Genomic DNA, 16,243 nt, shown 5'->3' on the forward strand with positions numbered 1-16,243 from the left:
TTTTGCGAACTAGTACATCGAACTAAAAAACGGTAAACTGAACTAAATGTGAATCTAATGATTGGGGTTTTGTGTATGCATTTTTTCTTAAAAATAGGACTCAGTTTAATTCGTATGAAAAATTTATCCTTATTATTTGCAGCGTTTATCTTTATTGTATTTTGTACGGTGACGATTTACTTGTTAGAGCCAGATACATTTGAAAGTTTGCTAACTTCATTTTACTTTGTCATGACTACTTTTTCTACAGTAGGATATGGTGATTATTCACCTGTGACCGGAGCCGGAAGACTTTTCACTGTCCTTATGTATTTGCTAGGAATTGGGTTACTCGGTGTTGTTATTGGGAAGATAGTAGATTCGTTTTCTATATTTAGAAAACGTAAGGAGGAAGGCAAGTTGGCGTATACACATGAAAATCACATTATCATTGTTGGTTGGGGAAAGAAAACAGAAACCGCTGTAGAAGAAATATTATCTTCTGACTCATTTAGTGAAGTTGTCATTATTGACACCCTACCTACTTCGCCTATAGATGTTGCAAACAATCGTGTGCATTATGTACAAGGGGATGCTTCGGAGGAAGAGACATTTACTCGAGCGAATATTAAAAAAGCTAAATCCGTTATTATCTTCGCAGACGATATGATTCAAGTCCCTTCATTGAGAGACGCTAAAACATTGACTACTGCCATAACAGTCGAACGATTAGCTTCTCACGTTCACACAACTGTGGAAATTATGACAAAGAAACAAATCCCCAACTTCTCTCATGTCAAAGTGGATGAATTTATTTTGTCTCAAGAAACTACCTCTCTACTTGCTGTTCGTTCCGCCATGCATCAAAATGTGAGTACTATCGTTACTCAATTAATTAGTCGGAGTAGAGGCGAGGATTTGTTCGAGGCTAAAGTGGATCCCAAATGGCAAACTTATGGAGATGCTTTCCACGATTTAATAGCTAAAGGAGCGACTCTAATTGCCGATCGTCAACAAATGGATATTAATCGCCGATTGCATGAAGAAATTCCTTCTGATGCCGTGTTATATGTAATTTGTAATGAAGACACGCATCGTAAGTTAATAACTAAATACTGACACTAAATCTATAAATCATTTGTAGAAGGGAGATATTTATATGACTTATTCAATCGTAGGATTCGATCCACAGACTAAAGAGTTAGGTATAGCAGTTGCCTCAAAATTTCTAAGTGTCGGAGCTGTTGTGCCTTTTGCAAAAGCTGGTGTTGGCGCAATTGCAACACAGTCTTGGGCGAATTTAGACTACGGAAAACATGGACTTGAAATGTTAGAAAATGGTTTTAGTCCTCAAGAAGTGTTGAATGAGTTAGTGCGTAATGATACTAACTCTGCTTCTAGACAAGTGGGCATTGTTGATGTGCAAGGGAGAAGCGTTACCTTTAGCGGCTCAGATTGTTATGACTGGGCAGGTGGGTTGGCAGGAGAAAACTATGCTGTACAAGGTAATATTTTAGTGGATCATTCTACCGTTGAAGCTATGAAATCCACTTTTTTGCAATCGCAAGGAACCCTTGCTGAACGATTACTCTCAAGCCTACTCGCGGGCGATGCTGCAGGTGGAGATAGTCGTGGGAAACAGTCAGCAGCTTTGTTAATTGTCAAAGAAAATGGTAGTTATGGTGGGTATAATGATCGCTATATTGATCTTCGTGTAGATGATCATGAAGATCCTGTTGTGGAGTTAGCTCGATTACTTAAATTACAAAAACTTTATTTTGAACCTACCTTGCCTGAGGATATCGTTTTGATAGAAGGAACTCTCGCAGAGGAACTCCAAGGACTGTTATATGAAAATGGACATTTGCAAAGAGACCTTACTGCATTTGACGACTTATTAGACGCTGTTCAATCTTACCACTTGATTGAAAACTTTGATGAACGAGTCCAGCCACGTGGCATGATTGATCATAAAGTCTTTGACTATATGCGGATTAAATAACTAAAGTTTAAGCCGACCTACGAGTGCAAAACACTCTACTCATGGGTCATGCATCTAGTTTGATTAATCGGATACTTGCTCAGCTAATTCCATCAATTCTTCTTTTATTTGTTTTTCTTTCAACTCTGGCATGATTAATGTATACGAATACGTGATGTCTTTTACAATTACATCGAGTCCATTTGGTGCCATATAAAAAGCTTGGTAGCCATTGTCTAATGTAATTTCTTCAGGATCACTATCTGGATATTCTCGATGTGCTGTCGTAGTTGAAAGGATTAAGTTATTTTCTTTTTCATCTATTGCTATAAACTGGGATTCGGGGTTTTGACCTTTACCACCGAAATCTGTAATTCCTAAAGTTTTGAATCCCTCTGTTTCGAATGGCAATTGCTCGGGCAAATTGACTTCATATGGTAACGCATCAATTGCCACCTCAACAGAAGGTGCACTGTAAAACTTAATTAGTCCGTCTTCCCCTTGTTGTGATTCACTTAACTGCGAAGTATCTAAGACAGTTGAGCAACCAACTAAAAGTAGTAACCCACTTATTATTTTGTATTTTTTCAAGTTAATTCCCTCCTCTGCTAATTAAGTTTAATATTCCTATTATCGATTTTATGAATAAAGGGGATGTGTTAATGGACTCGAAGGTAAGATTTTCATTCCTATTATTCACACTAGTTGGTTTTGGCTCGATGACACTTTTAATTAAAGACAACGATATTGTTCATTTCGACAAAGTGATTATCGCTTTTATTCAAAGCTTACAAACTCCATTTTTAACTGTCACGATGAAATTCTTTTCTTTTATCGGATCAGGATCTTCAATTAATTTTATCGCCGTTGTTAGCGTAATCTTCCTTTACTTCTTCCTTCACCATCGATTAGAACTTTTGTTATTTATTTTAGTTTTAATCGGTTCCCACTACCTCTTTAGATTTTTGAAAGAAATCTTTCAGAGAGTTCGTCCAGATTTGCATCGTCTTATTGAGATTGGTGGATACAGTTTCCCTAGTGGTCATGCGACGAATGCCATAACTGTATATGGCATTCTCACGTTCCTGCTATGGCGCCATATTCACAAGCGTATGGGTCGCACGCTACTCTTGCTATTTAGTACCTTAATGATTTTTTTAATCGGCTATAGCCGTATCTATTTAGGTGTTCATTATCCTAGTGACGTTCTTGCTGGCTATTTTGCTGGAGGATTTTGGCTACTTATATCCATTTGGTGTTTTCAGTTTACTAAAGAAAAGATTTATGAAACGAACACATACAAAATACCCTTATATTTAAGCTGATTTTTCAGACGAAAAATGAAGCAGGATAGTGTAATTCTCCACTAATGCGAGCTAACTCTCCGTCCTTTAGTTCACAAACCATAAAAACGTCGTCAGGCACTTCAAATTGTGTTAGTTCCATGCCGTGATTTCTTGCAGGCTGAAATCCAAACTTTGGATAATAATTTGGATGACCGATCAAAAACACAATACCATAACCTAGATCTTTTGCTTTTCTTAACCCCTCCCTAATTAAGTTGCTGCCAATTCCTCTTTTTTGAAAAGTAAGGTTCACAGCTATTGGAGCTAGGACAAGGACATCTATCTACACGTTTTCCCGGATAATCTTAGCTTTACTAAGTAAGACATGACCAACTATTTCTCCTTGTTCTTCAGCCACTAACGATAATTCTCGTATAAAACAGTTGGAGAATCGAATGTGCTCTATCAACTTCGCCTCATCATCTCTTTTTTCAAACGCCAAGTAATTCAGATTGAATACGTGCTTATAATCATTTATAGTTTCAGTTCGTATTTGCATGCTTGCTTTACACCTTTTTTCTAAATTCTAAGTATTTATGTTAACCTTCTGCCTCTTTTGTCTTAATACCTCTATTATTCTCTATTTCTTTATATCTGATACTTCTAGTTTGCATATTATATAGGCATAATTTTTGACTATAGCTAACAACAAGACATAAAGTAACCTTATTACAGCATTCGTTGACATCTAATTATTAGGGAATAATTGGATATTTTCATTGAAACCTTGAAAGTTGCAACGAAAATCACGAATATCACTGTTTCTCACTTAAATTAATCAATCCAGGAGGTCATCATATATGGTAAACGAAAAATATAAACCGCTATTAGAACCATTTGAATTACCAAATGGCGTACAACTTAAGAATCGCGTGATTATGGCCCCTATGACGAACTACTCTTCAAATTCAGATGGCACGGTGTCTGATGATGAAGTTAATTATTATATCCACCGCTCGAAAGGCGTTAGTATGGTTATTACAGCCTGTACATACGTTACTCCGAACGGCCAAGGTTTTCCTGGTGAGTTCGCCGGACATACAGACGAGATGATTCCAAGTCTACGTCGCCTAGCAACTGCAATTAAAGACGAAGGTTCAAAAGCAATTTTGCAAATCTTCCATGGTGGTCGACAAGTGCCTGCAGACATTGCCCCAAATGGTGACGTTGTAAGTGCGAGTCCTATTGCATACCCTGCTGAAGGTAAACCAGTTCCTCGTGAGCTGACAGAAGCTGAAGTTGAAGACATTATTGTTGATTTTGGACAGACCACTCGCCGTGCCATTGAAGCCGGCTATGATGGTGTCGAAATCCATGGTGCAAACACGTATTTAATACAACAATTTTTTTCGCCACACTCTAATAGACGCACGGATCGATTTGGCGGGTCATTAGAGAAACGATTGACGTTCCCTCTTGCGGTTGTTGATGAAGTTCAACGAATAGTAAAAGAGCACGCAACAACATCATTTATTGTCGGCTATCGTTTCTCACCTGAAGAACCAGAAACTCCAGGAATTACGATGTCAGATACATTAGTGTTAATTGATGAATTATCAAATAAAAACTTAGAGTATCTCCATGTTTCACTTATGGATTTCTGGTCAACTCCTAAACGTGGCATAGAAGACACACGTTCTCGTATTGAAATTATCCAAGAAGCTGTTGGTGATCGTGTACCAGTCATTGGCGTAGGTTCTATTTATACTGCTGCAGATGCAGGGAATGCCTTAGCATCAGGTATCCCTCTAATCGGTCTTGGACGCGGATTATTAATTGATCCTGACTGGGTACAGAAAATAGAACAAGGTCGCGAAGAAGAAATTGTGACGAAACTCGATCTTGATAAGCAACAAGAGTTAGTAATGCCTACGCCACTTTGGAATCGTATTATTAACAATCCAGGTTGGGTTCCTGGCGTATAAAAATTAAAAAGATTGAAACGAGTAATTACACTCGTTTCAATCTTTTTTTATTCATAATTTATGGCAAACAATCTAACGTCTTCTGTCATAGAAACAAATTTCATCTTGCCTTCTTCATTCATTCCTAATTTTAGTAAAAGGTTTGCGGATTTTTCATTATCAAGTGATGTAAAACCCACAATACGACGAAATCCTAACACTTCAGTACCATATGTCAATATAGCATTTGCAGCTTCACATGCATATCCGCATCCCCAATACTTTAAACTAATCGCAAAACCTAAATCGACATCTTTTAAGAAGTCACGCTGGATTAGACCACATATACCAATTGGCGTCTCGCTTTCTTTTAGTTCAACTAAGTACAAGCCAATTCCATATTCTTCATACATGGTCATAGGTCCATCTTGAATGTATTGTTTTGCAGCTTCTACTGTTTGAATTCCTCGATCACCAATATATTTTATCCAATCGGGTTCATTCAAAAGTGACAACATAAACTCGGCATCATCTGTAAATATTTGCCGAAGAATAAGTCGTTCTGTTTCAAGTATGGTCATGTCAATTACCCCTACTCTTTTCGATGCTTTTTAAGAACAAAAATATTTAGAACAATAAAGACAATTGCAAAACCAAGAAGGATAAGCAAGTCTGAAAGTATTTCACTTAATCCTGTTCCTTTATACATAATACTTTTCAAAGCGTTTGCTCCATATGAAATCGGCATCACTTTGGAAAGTCCTTGCAATATTTCAGGCATTCCAGCAATCGGAATAATTCCTGTGAAAAATACTTGTGGCACAATTACTAAAGGGATAAATTGAATCATTTGAAATTCTGATGCCGCAAATGATGACAGTAATATTCCTAAACTAAGGGCTACAAGCGCAATTAATCCATTCACGACGAGTACATGCCAAATGGAACCAACTAAGACCATATCTAACACATTAACAGCGTAGACAACAACGATGATCGTTTGAATAATAGCGGATAACCCATAACCGATTAAATAACCAAAGACAATCTCCCATCTTTTGATGGGTGTCGACAATAACCGTTCGAGTGTTCCTGTCATCCGTTCACGTAGCAAGCCAATTCCTGAAATTAAAAACACAAAGAAAAACACAAAAAAACCAACTAATATCGGACTTAACACATCAAAGAAAGTTGTATCATCACTGCCATATATATAGCTCGTGTCGATTCCAGTTGCAGCCATTTCGGATGATGCACTACCCATTGCTTGTTGGATTTTGGTTTGTAACATTTTAGAACGAGATGGATCCGTATTTTCAAGTGTTAACGTTGCTTTTCCAGCATCAAATAAGAGATAACCATCTAATTCATCTTCAATAATGACATTTTCTACAACATTTTTAACTTTAAAAGAAACGACGTCAATGCCAACCTGCTCTAATTGTCCCACCATCTCATCAGATACACCTTCTACCCCCAATACTGAAGGTACTTCATTGTTAGTAAATAAAAAATGCATGAGCGTTAAAATAAGTAATGGTGCCACAAATAGGAGTGCGAGCGTTCGCTTATCACGCACAAGTTGCAAGACAATCCGTTTAACGAGAGCTGTGATTCGCATTTGCTTGCCCTCCCGCTTGTAAAAAGACATCTTCCAAGTTAATTACTTGATACTCGGCTTTTAATGCTTGTGGTGAACCCTTTGTAATGACACGTCCTTCTCTAATCATAGCAAGGACATCACATTTTTCAGCTTCGTCCATAACATGTGTAGTCATAACAATTGTCTTTTGTTCTTCATTTTTCAATCTGGTAAGTTCTTGCCAAATGGATCTTCGTAACTCCGGGTCAATCCCTACAGTCGGCTCGTCTAGTATTAATATTTGAGGATTTTGAATAAGTGCAATCGCTAGAGATAACCGACGTTTCATTCCTCCTGAATACTTACCAACTTTCTTCTTCAAAGCATTTTCCAATTGAACAATTTGGGTAACATACGCAATTCGCTCATTACGCTCGGCTTTATTCATTAAGAACATAGAAGCAAAAAAAGATAAGTTTTCATAACCAGTTAAGTCTTCATACAATGCATCCGATTGTGCCATGTATCCAATTTGTTGGAGCAAGCTAGGATTTGGTACTTTTTGATGTAGCATTTCAATAGCTCCTGAAGAAGGCACATCCATGCCCATTATGAGTTTAATAAGTGTTGTTTTGCCAGATCCAGAAGGACCTATGAGACCAACAATTTGACCTTGGTCTGCAGTAAAGTGTATATTCGAAAGAATTTATTGCTTGCCGTAAGATTTGCTCACATTATTTACTCGTAAAACCTGCACATTTATACCCTCTTTCGCCTATTCCGCGACTCTTACAATCAACTCAGGATCGTTATTTTTGGGTGAATTTACTTTGTCAGACACTTCGTATGCTTCAAGTAAACCGTCTTCTAAAGGTACCATATAGCGCTTTAAGTCATCACCATTTTTTACTGCAGGATTTAACCACTTGTACTCATCTTGTTGTTTAAGAATGACGGGCATCCGGTCATGAATGGTTGACATCAAATCATTAGGCTCAGTTGTTAAGATGGTACATGTGTGAACGAGCTTGCCATTAGGAGTCTTCCAAGATTCCCATAACCCAGCCATCGCAAAAAGCTCATCATTTTTCATTTTAATGCGCATCGGAACTTTTCGTCCATCTGTTCGTTTCCACTCATAAAACGAGTCGGCGACAATAAGGCATCTTTTATTCTTTAACGCGTTACGAAAACTGGGTTTTTCATGTACAGTTTCTGATCTTGCATTAATCATTTTATAGCCTACTTTCTCGTCTTTTGCCCATGGTGGAATAAGACCCCATTTTAAAAAGCCTAGACGATTTTTCGAGCCATCATTGATCACTGAAAGGACCATTTGAGAAGGAGCAATATTATAGCTTTCTTCATAATCATCAACATCAAACGTAGCTTGACCAAACCGTTCTTCAATCTCCTGAAAATTAGCAAACAAACTATAGCGCCCACACATGTTTATTCCTCCACTCTTTCTATAAGAATCAATTCGTTACAGTTAACTGATTTCCTTTTTTCTTACGTGAATTTTCTCGACAAAAAGATTACGTTGGTGCTAAATCGATCAAGTGCGAGGTGCTATATTTTACTAAACTAATGAATTTTCAACATTTCGGTTTTTGTACAATCTGTAGGGCTAGTCCGTCAACCTGGAGCAGCAAACAACTGTCATCTAAAGCCATATAATCTAACTAATTTACATAAAAAAGCCGCCCACTCTGTAAAAAGTTGGGCGGTTAATGTGATTTTTAAGTTATTGATTAATATAGAGCTCGAATACATCTTTGAAATCTTTTTTTGCATATTTCAATCGACTTTCGAGCATCCAATTGTTTGCGAAACGTGTAATATCTTCAAATGATTGAGCCGGGGTTACTTCGTCGTTACCTAGACGGCCCATTGATTGAGAAGCGTATGACAAGCTATTCTCTGCAATAGTGTATTTTTTCTCATTGTCTTTTACTTCAAGAGATATTGCAAATAACACTTTATACAAATCTTTAATTTCAGTTAAAAATCTTTTGTGAATATCTACAGATAGTGGTATATTGCCGATTGTAAATTTAATTTCCACATCTAAGTCAATTGTTCCTGCTGTTTCTAACTCGACATCGGTAATGAGATTATACGCATATTCATAGCGTTTAAGTGTTCGTTTCTTGCTAATCGCATTTGCTCCATCTACATGGATTAAAGCCTTATTCGTGAAGCAATATTCATCAGCTTTTGTTTTAATTAAGAAGAAAATTTCTTCCCCCGATTCATGCATGACAAAATCGTCGGACTCTGTTTTATCAAAATCTGCTTTTGGTACAACAATACCAATTTCTGATAAACCAAATACTTCAGCTGCTAATTTCTTAAACATTTGTTTTCCTCCTAAAATTAAAGCTTCAACTATTAATACGATTTATAAAATAGGAAGTTCCATGTTTTTCAGAAGATAATCTCTGCGTTTTTTAAGTATGATTAAAACCAACTTATTTTTTTATCGTTCCCGTTGTTTCTACGTTCGTTTTAACTTCAATATCAAATTCTGCTTTAGACAGCAACTCATCCCTTAAATCCCTTGAGAAATCTTTTTTATACCGCATACGAAAAGTTTCAAAAAGACCTACAGGATCTATTGATAATTCGCGGAATTTTTCAAGCATTTCCCTTACTTCATCTTCAATTTTTTTATTAATATCTTTTTCAATTGAAGCTAACCCTTTTTTATCGTTCAAATCTCTTTCACCATCGTATTCAGATAATGTTCCTTCAAGTTTTATAGAAATCTTTACCTTGGGCGATTCAAAGTCATGATTAGACGTGATTTTAGCTTTATGTTTAACGAATTTCAAAGACACTTTTTCTTTTTTAGAATCGCCTATGTCTTGCGTAAAGACTAAAATAGATAAAGCATCTGGTTTTTGTAATATTTGTATTATAATCCCTTCATCTTCGCTAAATACATGAATCATTTCTTCTTCTTTAAACGCAGATACTCCGTTTATTTTAATGAATCCTTCTTTTAATTCAACATACGGTACTAAACCATCAATTAATGGATTGTATGAATTATGGATAAAGTCATGCAGCGTTATCATCGGACTATAGACAGTAACTTGTCTGTGCTGAAAAAAACTATTAATGTATTTACTCATACTTTGTTTATCTGGATATTCACTTGTCAGAACTGCTTCTGCCGAGTCTTTAACAACAGCCAAATTTGTGAGTGTTCTCACATTTGCATCATTATATAAATGTTTAACTACTTCTCTCATTTGTCCAGATTCAGCAAATTCTTCACTAAAAAAGACTACCCGTAGTTGCTTTAACGTAACGGTTAAATCTGATTTTGACGAAATCTCAACTAGCCCCTTTTCTATTAAATCTGTTTCGACTGAATACTGTTGTGTATGCTTTTCGGCTTCAGGATCAGTCTGAGGAATAATTGCCGTCATTTTCATCTTGTTGTTATCAACATAATCAAAAGCAAGGACAGTAATTAACCCTATTTCTTCTAATGGAGGTTGCTTAACTCCTGTACAACCGCTTAGGGTAAGCGAAGAAACTAATATACAAATTATACTCTTTTTCATTTGACTACCCCTTTTTTCTCTTTTCTCAAAAAATGAATCATGCATAGAAATACTGGCCATAATATTAGCCCATAGCTAACATAGAAAATATTTTCATGCAATGTCTTTTTAATTGTTTGAGTAAAAGGCAGACTGAGTAATATATAAACACTTACAGCCGTAAAGTAAATGTGATACTGACTATTTTTAGCACGAACAGATTCTATGCCTTTCTTTGCCACCCATAAATAAGCACTAATTGTCGATAAAATTAAAAACACCCAAACAGTGATACCAATTGTATCGATTCTTTCTACAAAGGAGAGTTCCACTGCTTGAAATAATTCAAGTATTGGGTAGAATATATGTTCAAGTTGCCATTCAGAAAAATACATGACCGCTACAACGGAAGTCATGAAATAGAATAAGACTGTTATCCAAATACCCAAAGAGGTTTGCTTGAATGCTTTTTTTTGATTAATAATATAAGGAAAGTACACCATAATAAGTTCATAGCCAACCATTGAACTATAGCCGATTTTAGTAGCTTCCAAAAATTCAGAAGATGAGAAGTTAAACAGGGGCAATAGATGACTGATTTCTCCTGCTACGAATCCCCATCTTAAAAAATAGACGAGTCCAAATGCGAAAAAAAAGGTAAAGATGCAAAACCTCGCAACTGACTTAATACCCCCATTTACAATAAGTACTGCTAATAGCATGATAAAAAATGCATGGAAAGTATTTGCCCGATTAGGTAGTATAGCAATTTGAATAAGGTCTAAATAGTTTTGAGTGACTGAAGCAATTACTAGAACCACATAGACAATTATTAAAACATTTAACAATTTCCCGAATTTTTTTCCAAGTAACTTTTCGTGTATATCAAACAAGTCATCTTCTTTATATTGTAAGGCAAGCCAAACCATCGGAATGAGTGTAATATTTGCAAGAACACCAAAAAGAAGTGGAATCCACCATTGACTATAGCCTACTGGACTTAATACTGTATTAAAGGACAATAAACCCATGCCAATCATGACATTTTGAACTAAAAAAACCACATGATAGCCATTTAATACTTTCTTTTTAGTTACATCCACTTCTTTCACCTGCCTATTTAGAATCTAATTTCACCTGTTTGGCTCTAGATATCCCTTTTCTTTTGTTAATAAACACCATTGGAAAACGAATGATACTGTCATACAAATCTGACCATGCTCTTGGAATGACTGGTGACATATAAGGAGTCCCTAATGATGTTAAATTCAATAAATGATTAAATAACCAAGCAAAAGCAATCATTTGACCAAGTAACCCAAATAACCCTGCTGCTAAAATAAAAAGATAGCGAACAACTCGGCTCGCACTACTCATAAGAAAGGAAGGTAATAAAAATGACAGCAACGCGGAAGTTGCGACAAGAACAATCAATGTATTACTGACTAGTCCAGCTTCAACTGATGCAGTCCCAATAACAATACCCCCAACAATACCAATCGTTTGACCGATTTTCGACGGCATTCGGGACCCCGCTTCTCTTAAGACTTCAATGACGAGTTCGATAAAAAGCACTTCGATCACAGGTGGAAATGGCACCCCACTTCTTGATTCTTCCAATACCATTAACATTTCAAAAGGAAGAATTCCTTGATGATAAGAAAGTGCTGAAATATAAAGAGGGGTTAGCATAATGGTAATGAAAAAACCCGTAAATCGTATCATTCTTAAGAGCGAAGATGTTCCCCATCTGTTGTAATAGTCTTCAGGAGACTTAAACATTTCAAAAAATGAGAATGGACAAATCATTACGCTCTGACTATTTTCCATGGCAATGATAATACGGCCGTCTAATAAATAATTAGACGCAGAATCAGGTCTTGATGTCATACCAAAATGAGGAAATATTGAAAAGGGCTTATCTTCAATTAACTGTGTTAGTATCGTGATGTCTATAAAATTGTCATAATCAATTTCATTTATTCGTTGCTCAAGACGTTGAAGATTTTCATTGTTAACGAGATGCTCGATATAAACAATCGATATTTTCGTATTCGTTTCTTTTCCTATAATACGATCCTTACTTTTCAAACCTGGTTGATGAATTCTTCTTTTTATTAATGATAAATTAATTTTCAAAGACTCTGTAAAAGCATCTTGAGGACCAACGACTGTCGATTCAATTTCTGAAGCCATGATAGAGCGATGTGGTGGACTATATGTGTTAGCTTTTAAAAAGTGTTGCTCGTTATGGAGATAAATGAGTGTATTTCCTTCAGTAATCACCATAAGTATGTCATGAAGATTAGTTGCATCGAGTTGTTCATATGCTTCAATGATTTGATCATTATTACTTGCAATTGGTGAAACAACGGTTTTATGTAAAACCAAGGAATCAATTAGAGAATTCAAATAGACAATGGTCACAAGTCCTCTTGCTGTTTGATACTCTTTAAAAACTGCATCATCTATATCTTCTAGGGCATTTTTAATAAGGCTAATATTGACTTTACCGCTATTTGATGGAACACGATTAGGTGATTTTTCCTTACTACTTTCAACCATTTTTTTTGAACGTTTCCATATTTTCACTTGCTCACTTCCCTTCGAGTTGAAGGCTATTGTATTCCCCGAGTATCTCCCTAACACATAAAATATATACGTCAAAACTCTCCCCTTGACATGTGTACCAGACTAATTTAAAATAACTTACATAAAGTAACTTAGTTTTAAAAAGTAACTTAAAAGGAGTTTTGTCATATGATTTTTCATCAACAACCTACTACTTACCCAAAGCATGTGCATTTAATGGTTAAAAACTTATCAAGTGCAACCAATTTTTACGAACAAATATTAGGTCTTCATATTCTGGAGAAAACTCCTTCTATTGTGAAGTTTACCGCTAATGGACAAGACGCTATTTTGACAATTGAAGAAACAATCGTTCCCAAAAATCACGTGCCAAATGTAGCCGGCCTCTATCATATGGCTTTTTTAGTTCCTTCCAAGGAAGAACTAGGATCAGTTTTCAATCATATTCGTAGCTCTGGGTATCCCTTTAGCGGTGCTTCTGATCATATGGTGAGTGAAGCATTGTATTTAAATGACGTGGATGGAAATGGCATAGAAATTTATTATGACCGTAGTCCTGAAACTTGGAATTGGCAAAATAGCCAAGTAGAAATGACCATAGATCCTCTTGATATTAAGAGTCTAATGGCAAATGCAGAGCAAACAACAGTATGGAGTGGCATGCCCCTAGGAACAGTGATGGGTCATGTACATCTAAGTGTTGCCAATTTAGCTGAAGCAGAATCTTTTTATGTACAAGGATTAGGCTTTGATATAGTCAATCGTTATGGTACTCAAGCATTGTTTATCTCTTCTAATAGCTACCATCATCATATTGCTCTTAATATTTGGGGACATCCTTCCTCAATTGAACGAGATGAACATACCCTTGGACTGAAAAATTATTCAATTGTTTATCCTAATGAAGAAGCTAGAGAAATTGTCGTTTTAAGATTAAAAGAAATGGGTGTATCTGTTTCAGAACTAAATGGTTATGTGAGTGCTATAGATCCATCAGGTATTGATGTACAATTGTTTGTTAGATAAGGTTCTTCCTTCAGTGTCAGCTGAAAAAAGGATTTGATTAACCGTGTGAATTCGGCTTCCAGTTTAGTTTTGGATTGCTAACCTATATCACAATAGCCTCAAGAATAAGACAGATTAGCTGAAGTGACTTCGTTACTTCGCTAGTCTGTCTTTGTTATGTAAGGCAATCTTGCCGTCTGTTGTGCGTACTTTATGACCTGAAACCTTCGTGCATAAAGTACTTTGGTTTTGATGGACGGAAGAATGGAAACTAACTGCAATTATAATCAGGTTATTAACTCCCACAATTTTACTATTACAACGTGGATCCCGATTTTTACAACGTGGAGGTCTATAATTACAACGTGACAGCCAATAATTACAACTGAGCTATAAAAAAGACCAAAAAATTTTTTGGTATTCAAACATTCCTTGGCCTTTTTGCTTAACCTATTCAAAAACTTAACTAACGAAGTTCCTATAATAAAACCGTGCCTATGTAAGCTACAGCTACAAATTGAAATTTCTCTTTTATGAACTCTATTGCTATACTATTTTTAACTGAACCACTTAGTATAGTGTCAATATTAGAGGAGTTTTTACAATGGTAGAAAAAACAAATTTACGTCTCGTTTTAGCTGGACTGCTGTTAGCGATACTGATGGCAGCCATGGATAGTACAATTGTGGCAACAGCACTTGGATCAATTTTGGCTGACTTGGGTGGCGTTGAGAGTTATGTTTGGATTACGTCAGCTTATGCTGTGGCCGTATTAGCAGGTATGCCGATTTTCGGGAAATTATCAGATATGTATGGACGTAAACGATTTTTCGTCTTTGGACTGACGATTTTCTTAATCGGTTCAGCCTTATGTGGGATTGCACAGTCTGTTCCTCAATTAGCAGTATTCCGTGCGATTCAAGGAATTGGGGGCGGAGCTTTATTGCCAATCGCCTTTACGATTGTTTTCGATGTATTCCCGCCTGAAAAACGCGGGAAAATGACGGGTCTTTTAGGGGCAGTTTTTGGAGCATCTAGTGTGCTCGGACCTCTACTTGGGGCTTTTATCACAGATACAATCAGCTGGAACTGGGTATTTTATATTAATATACCGATTGGACTTGCTGCACTTATATTAATTTTACGTTTTTATAAAGAAACTACGCAGCCTAAAAAACAAAAAATTGATTGGCTTGGTGCCTTTTCGCTTATTACAGCGGTTGTCAGTTTAATGTTTGGTCTCCAATTTGGTGGAAAAGAATTTGCTTGGAGTTCTTGGCAAAGCATTGCGTTATTTTCTACTTTTGCGGTGTTCTGTACACTCTTTTTATGGGCAGAGACTAGAGCTAGCGAACCAATCATTTCGTTTTGGATGTTTAAGAATCGACTATTTGCTTCCTCACAAGTGTTGGCTTTAATATATGGGGCTACCTTTGTCGGGTTAACCATTTTTATTCCTATTTTTGTGCAAGCAGTCTACGGTGGTTCTGCAACAAATGCCGGAGTCATTTTAATACCGATGTTGCTCGGATCAGTAGTCGGTAGTGCATTTGCCGGATTTGCTCAATCAAAAATGACGTATCAACGAATTATGACAATTTCTGTAATTGCTTATGCAATTGGTATGGGGCTTATGGCAACCATTTCTCCTGAAACGAGCAGATATTTGTTAACTTTGTATATGGTGACTGTTGGGTTTGGTGTAGGATTTTCATTCTCCCTACTTCCCTCGGCTAGTGTACACAAAATGGATTACCGTCATCGCGGATCTGCCAATTCGACTAATTCTTTCTTTCGTACACTTGGACTTGCACTGGGAATTACAATTTTCGGTTCAATTCAAACCAAATTATTAACCACTGAAATCACAGACAAACTTGATGGTTCAGGTCAAGATGCTGCTAATACAATTGAAAACTTGCAAACAGTTTTTCAACCCGAACAACGGGCATCTATTCCAACTGATATTTTAGAAGTAATCGTGAATGCTATGTCGAACTCTATCTCAACTACTTTCTTATTGTCTCTAATTCCCATTTCCATCGCGTTTATCGCCGTATACTATATGGGCAATGAACGATTAGAAGTAAAGAAGAAGAACGAAGATGTTGCAGTAAAAACCGCTAAAAAAATGTGAATAAAAACTGCCATTCTCGTCATGAGAATGGCAGTCTTTTCTTACGTAGTTTTTCAAGTATCCCGTTGCTTTCCGTTCCAGCGCACTTTCATGTTTCGAAGCTAGCAGAGCGATGCAGAAACAGATGGACGCTTTCCGCGGGCACGGCTTCAGCCTCCTC

At 36.5% G+C, this 16,243-nt stretch carries 17 protein-coding genes; 6 read left to right on the forward strand and 11 right to left on the reverse strand.

Going from position 1 to position 16,243, the window contains the following annotated elements; translation table 11 throughout:
- Positions 1 to 114 precede the first annotated feature (114 nt).
- Together C406_RS0114945 and C406_RS0114950 are read left to right on the forward strand one after the other, a co-directional pair.
- Positions 115 to 1,098 carry a potassium channel family protein gene (locus C406_RS0114945; RefSeq protein ID WP_237740575.1) on the forward strand — a complete coding sequence of 328 codons (984 nt, stop codon included), beginning with the start codon at positions 115 to 117 and terminating at the stop codon, positions 1,096 to 1,098.
- 40 nt (positions 1,099 to 1,138) lie between these two features.
- Positions 1,139 to 1,981, forward strand: coding sequence for a DUF1028 domain-containing protein (locus tag C406_RS0114950; protein WP_017381460.1), 843 nt, complete (start codon positions 1,139 to 1,141; stop codon positions 1,979 to 1,981).
- A 63-nt stretch (positions 1,982 to 2,044) separates the two neighbouring features.
- Here C406_RS0114950 and C406_RS0114955 read toward each other — a convergent pair whose 3' ends face one another.
- Positions 2,045 to 2,551, reverse strand: coding sequence for a hypothetical protein (locus C406_RS0114955; RefSeq protein WP_017381461.1), 507 nt, complete (start codon positions 2,549 to 2,551; stop codon positions 2,045 to 2,047).
- Positions 2,552 to 2,622: 71 nt separating this feature from the next.
- On the opposite strand from C406_RS0114955, the gene C406_RS19660 reads away from it, so the two are divergent.
- A complete protein-coding gene (locus C406_RS19660) occupies positions 2,623 to 3,285 on the forward strand; it encodes a phosphatase PAP2 family protein (protein ID WP_017381462.1) in 663 nt (220 codons plus the stop codon).
- A gap of 4 nt (positions 3,286 to 3,289) precedes the next feature.
- On the opposite strand, the gene C406_RS21090 is transcribed toward C406_RS19660, so the two are convergent.
- Together C406_RS21090 and C406_RS21095 are read right to left on the reverse strand one after the other, a co-directional pair.
- Positions 3,290 to 3,589 carry a GNAT family N-acetyltransferase gene (locus C406_RS21090; RefSeq protein ID WP_272943012.1) on the reverse strand — a complete coding sequence of 100 codons (300 nt, stop codon included), beginning with the start codon at positions 3,587 to 3,589 and terminating at the stop codon, positions 3,290 to 3,292.
- Positions 3,590 to 3,805 (reverse strand): GNAT family N-acetyltransferase, encoded by a 216-nt coding sequence (locus tag C406_RS21095; RefSeq protein ID WP_017381464.1) that lies wholly within the window; start codon positions 3,803 to 3,805, stop codon positions 3,590 to 3,592.
- 301 nt (positions 3,806 to 4,106) lie between these two features.
- Between C406_RS21095 and C406_RS0114970 the strand changes: the two genes are divergently transcribed.
- Positions 4,107 to 5,231, forward strand: a complete 1,125-nt coding sequence (locus tag C406_RS0114970) for an NADH-dependent flavin oxidoreductase (RefSeq protein WP_017381465.1) — start codon at positions 4,107 to 4,109, stop codon at positions 5,229 to 5,231.
- 47 nt (positions 5,232 to 5,278) lie between these two features.
- Here the strand turns inward: C406_RS0114970 and C406_RS0114975 are convergent, their stop codons facing one another.
- From C406_RS0114975 to C406_RS0115010, 8 genes are all read right to left on the reverse strand, one after another.
- Positions 5,279 to 5,791, reverse strand: coding sequence for a GNAT family N-acetyltransferase (locus C406_RS0114975; protein ID WP_017381466.1), 513 nt, complete (start codon positions 5,789 to 5,791; stop codon positions 5,279 to 5,281).
- 11 nt (positions 5,792 to 5,802) lie between these two features.
- Positions 5,803 to 6,831: an ABC transporter permease gene (locus tag C406_RS0114980; protein ID WP_017381467.1), complete on the reverse strand. Its 1,029-nt coding sequence runs from the start codon at positions 6,829 to 6,831 to the stop codon at positions 5,803 to 5,805.
- On the reverse strand, positions 6,809 to 7,498 hold the full coding sequence (locus tag C406_RS19670; protein ID WP_081503773.1) for an ABC transporter ATP-binding protein: 690 nt from the start codon (positions 7,496 to 7,498) through the stop codon (positions 6,809 to 6,811). Before C406_RS19670 ends, C406_RS0114980 begins: the two co-directional genes overlap by 23 nt.
- Positions 7,499 to 7,567: 69 nt before the next feature.
- Positions 7,568 to 8,242, reverse strand: coding sequence for an SOS response-associated peptidase (locus C406_RS0114990; protein ID WP_017381469.1), 675 nt, complete (start codon positions 8,240 to 8,242; stop codon positions 7,568 to 7,570).
- 297 nt (positions 8,243 to 8,539) lie between these two features.
- Entirely contained in the window at positions 8,540 to 9,154 is a 615-nt protein-coding gene (locus tag C406_RS0114995; RefSeq protein WP_017381470.1) for a PH domain-containing protein, read from the reverse strand.
- Positions 9,155 to 9,266: 112 nt separating this feature from the next.
- Positions 9,267 to 10,370, reverse strand: a complete 1,104-nt coding sequence (locus C406_RS0115000) for a Ger(x)C family spore germination protein (protein WP_017381471.1) — start codon at positions 10,368 to 10,370, stop codon at positions 9,267 to 9,269.
- A complete protein-coding gene (locus C406_RS0115005; protein ID WP_017381472.1) occupies positions 10,367 to 11,452 on the reverse strand; it encodes a GerAB/ArcD/ProY family transporter in 1,086 nt (361 codons plus the stop codon). The genes C406_RS0115000 and C406_RS0115005 overlap by 4 nt, the downstream gene beginning before the upstream one ends.
- Before the next feature lie 13 nt (positions 11,453 to 11,465).
- A complete protein-coding gene (locus C406_RS0115010; protein ID WP_017381473.1) occupies positions 11,466 to 12,941 on the reverse strand; it encodes a spore germination protein in 1,476 nt (491 codons plus the stop codon).
- A gap of 168 nt (positions 12,942 to 13,109) precedes the next feature.
- On the opposite strand from C406_RS0115010, the gene C406_RS0115015 reads away from it, so the two are divergent.
- Positions 13,110 to 13,967 carry a VOC family protein gene (locus tag C406_RS0115015; protein WP_017381474.1) on the forward strand — a complete coding sequence of 286 codons (858 nt, stop codon included), beginning with the start codon at positions 13,110 to 13,112 and terminating at the stop codon, positions 13,965 to 13,967.
- Between the two features lie 583 nt (positions 13,968 to 14,550).
- A complete protein-coding gene (locus tag C406_RS0115020) occupies positions 14,551 to 16,083 on the forward strand; it encodes an MDR family MFS transporter (RefSeq protein ID WP_017381475.1) in 1,533 nt (510 codons plus the stop codon).
- The last annotated feature ends 160 nt before the right edge of the window (positions 16,084 to 16,243 follow it).

Source organism: Paenisporosarcina sp. TG-14, assembly GCF_000297555.1.
GTDB classification, from domain to species: Bacteria; Bacillota; Bacilli; order Bacillales_A; family Planococcaceae; genus Paenisporosarcina; species Paenisporosarcina antarctica.

Bases quoted from the DNA above. Each gene is read 5' to 3' on its own strand.
- C406_RS0114980 (WP_017381467.1), bottom strand. From the start codon at position 6,831: ATGCGAATCACAGCTCTCGTTAAACGGATTGTCTTGCAACTTGTGCGT.
- C406_RS0114970 (WP_017381465.1), top strand. From the start codon at position 4,107: ATGGTAAACGAAAAATATAAACCGCTATTAGAACCATTTGAATTACCA.
- C406_RS0114995 (WP_017381470.1), bottom strand. From the start codon at position 9,154: ATGTTTAAGAAATTAGCAGCTGAAGTATTTGGTTTATCAGAAATTGGT.
- C406_RS0114950 (WP_017381460.1), top strand. From the start codon at position 1,139: ATGACTTATTCAATCGTAGGATTCGATCCACAGACTAAAGAGTTAGGT.
- C406_RS19660 (WP_017381462.1), top strand. From the start codon at position 2,623: ATGGACTCGAAGGTAAGATTTTCATTCCTATTATTCACACTAGTTGGT.
- C406_RS21095 (WP_017381464.1), bottom strand. From the start codon at position 3,805: ATGCAAATACGAACTGAAACTATAAATGATTATAAGCACGTATTCAAT.
- C406_RS0114990 (WP_017381469.1), bottom strand. From the start codon at position 8,242: ATGTGTGGGCGCTATAGTTTGTTTGCTAATTTTCAGGAGATTGAAGAA.
- C406_RS0115000 (WP_017381471.1), bottom strand. From the start codon at position 10,370: ATGAAAAAGAGTATAATTTGTATATTAGTTTCTTCGCTTACCCTAAGC.
- C406_RS0114975 (WP_017381466.1), bottom strand. From the start codon at position 5,791: ATGACCATACTTGAAACAGAACGACTTATTCTTCGGCAAATATTTACA.
- C406_RS0115015 (WP_017381474.1), top strand. From the start codon at position 13,110: ATGATTTTTCATCAACAACCTACTACTTACCCAAAGCATGTGCATTTA.
- C406_RS0115020 (WP_017381475.1), top strand. From the start codon at position 14,551: ATGGTAGAAAAAACAAATTTACGTCTCGTTTTAGCTGGACTGCTGTTA.
- C406_RS0114945 (WP_237740575.1), top strand. From the start codon at position 115: ATGAAAAATTTATCCTTATTATTTGCAGCGTTTATCTTTATTGTATTT.